Annotated in this window: 1 protein-coding gene and 1 pseudogene; both read right to left on the bottom strand. The window is 67.6% G+C overall.

Features of this window, described 5'->3' with window-relative positions:
- A pseudogene (gene vgrG1a / locus HMPREF2886_RS23065) lies at positions 1–808 on the bottom strand (type VI secretion system spike protein VgrG1a); the annotation flags it as partial.
- A 46-nt stretch (positions 809–854) separates the two neighbouring features.
- Positions 855–2,586, bottom strand: a 1,732-nt coding sequence (locus HMPREF2886_RS23060; RefSeq protein ID WP_139148422.1) for an AAA family ATPase, incomplete at its 5' end; no start/stop codon positions are given.

Below are 2,586 nucleotides of genomic sequence, written 5' to 3'. Positions count from 1 at the left end.
GCTCGCCGTCCTGGCTCTGCACGTATTCGCCGGGATAGTCGTACAGCGGGTAGTCGGCCGCCGCGTGCGGCCGGGCGATGTTCGAACGCACCTCCAGGCGCGCGCCGGGGCGCTGGAAGTCGTAGTCGTTGAGGGTCAGCGAACCGGGCTGGACCTCGCGTGCCATCTGCCAGTCGAAGAAGTGGTCGCGCTCGCGATGGCCGAGGGTCGGCGGGTAGTACGGCACGCTGGCGTAGCCACCCGGGCTGCGATGCGCGCCGTAGGCGTCGGAGAGCACCAGGATGTGACGCTTCTGCTCATGGCGGAACCAGTAGTAGATGCCTTCCTGTTCCATCAGCCGGCTGATGAAGTCGAAGCTGGTCTCGCGGTACTGCACGCAGTATTCCCACTCGCGGTAGGGGCGCGTGAGGGCATCCTCGAAGTCCGAGAAGCCGAGGTCGCGGAATACCTGCTTGATGATCTCCGGCACGCTCTGGTTCTGGAAGATGCGGCAGTCCGAGGTGCGCGTCAGCAGCCACGGCCAGGGCCGCAGGGTGACCTGGTAGCCGGCGAACTGGCCGTGCCCGGCCACCTGGCTACAGCGCGCGACGATGCCGTGAAAGAAGCGCCGGCTGCCGCCGGGCAGCTCCAGCGACAGGCTCATCGGCTTGCCGAGCAACTGTTCCAGCGGCAGGTTGGGGTTTTCCGATACCAGGTGCAGCTCGTAGGCGAACAGCCGTCCCAGTTCCTCGCGTCCCTCCATGCGCTGCAACAGCAGCACGTCCGCCCCCAGCGGGCAATCCACCTGGACCAGGCGGGTCAGTTGCATCAATCCCATCGACGGTTCCTTCTACTGCTCTGCGTATCGCCGGTTGTCACTCGGCCTCGGCGAAGTCGTAGTGGAACTGGTTGTCGCGGCTACTGATACGTACCCCGGCCAACGGCTTGCCTTCGAGCATGCGGGTGAGGAACTCGCGGCTCATGTCCGGCAACAGCGTGTTGGTGAGGATCGCGTCGATCATCCGGCCGCCGCTCTCGGTCTCGGTGCAACGCGAGACGATCAGCTCGACGACGCCCTCGTCGAACTCGAACGGCACCTTGTGGGTCGCCTCCACGCGCTTCTTGATCCGCCCCAGTTGCAGGCGCGAGATGGCCTTGAGCATGTCGTCGCTGAGCGGGTAGTAGGGGATGGTCACCAGGCGGCCGAGCAGCGCCGGCGGGAAGATCTTCAGCAGCGGTTCGCGCAGCGACTTGGCGATGGCTTCCGGCTCGGGCATCAGTTCCGGATCGGCGCAGAGGCTGGCGATCATCTCGGTGCCGGCGTTGGTGGTGAGCAGGATCAGGGTGTTCTTGAAGTCGATCACCCGGCCTTCGCCGTCCTCCATCACGCCCTTGTCGAAGACCTGGAAGAAGATCTCGTGGACATCCGGGTGGGCCTTCTCCACTTCATCCAGCAGCACCACGCTATAGGGCTTGCGACGCACCGCCTCGGTCAGCACGCCGCCCTCGCCGTAGCCGATGTAGCCGGGCGGGGCGCCCTTGAGGGTGGAGACGGTGTGGGCTTCCTGGAACTCGCTCATGTTGATGGTGATGACGTTCTGCTCGCCGCCGTACATGGCCTCGGCCAGGGCCAGCGCGGTCTCGGTCTTGCCCACCCCGGAGGTGCCGGCGAGCATGAACACGCCGATCGGCTTGCTCGGGTTGTCGAGGCCGGCGCGAGAAGTCTGGATGCGCTTGGCGATCATCTCCAGCGCGTGGTCCTGGCCGATGATGCGCTTCTTCAGGTGCCGGTCGAGGTTGAGCACGGTCTCGATCTCGTTGCGCGCCATGCGGCCGACCGGGATGCCGGTCCAGTCGGCGACCACCGAGGCCACCGCCTGGTAGTCCACGGTCGGCAGGATCAGCGGCTCTTCGCCCTGCAACGCGCTCAGTTGCGCCTGTAGCTCCGCCAGCCGCGCATGCAGCGCCTGGCGCTGCTCCTCGTCGAGACGCGCCTCGCCCTCGCCCAGCGGCGCACCGCCGGCGTCCACCGCTTCGGCGGCGGCGCGCAGGCGGGCGCGGGTCTCCAGCAGTTCGTCGACCAGGCGTTTTTCCTCGGCCCAGCGCTGCTCCAGGGCGGCCAGGCGCTCACGCTCCTCGGCCAGCAGGGTCTCGACGTTGCGCTGGCGTTCGGCGGTGGCGACGCCGATGGCGCTCTCGCGGCGGATGATCGCCAGCTCGGTTTCCAGCGCCTCGATGCGCCGGCGGCTATCGTCGACCTCGGCCGGCACCGCGTGCAGGCTGATGGCGGTGCGCGCGCAAGCGGTATCCAGCAGGCTCACCGACTTGTCCGGCAGCTGGCGCGCCGGGATGTAGCGGTGCGACAGCCGGACCGCCGCCTCCAGCGCCTCGTCGAGGATCTGCACCTGGTGGTGCTTCTCCATGGTCGACGCGACACCGCGCATCATCAGGATGGCCTTGTGCTCGGACGGCTCGTCCACCTGCACCACCTGGAAACGCCGGGTCAGCGCCGGGTCCTTCTCGATGTGCTTCTTGTACTCGGCCCAGGTGGTCGCCGCCACGGTGCGCAGGGTGCCGCGCGCCAGGGCCGGCTTGAGCAGGTTGGCG

The organism is Pseudomonas sp. HMSC066A08, assembly GCF_001813025.1.
Lineage (GTDB): Bacteria > Pseudomonadota > Gammaproteobacteria > Pseudomonadales > Pseudomonadaceae > Pseudomonas > Pseudomonas aeruginosa.
The sequence above is the reverse complement of the archived record's forward strand: the minus strand, read 5'-3'. Positions and strand labels throughout refer to the sequence as shown.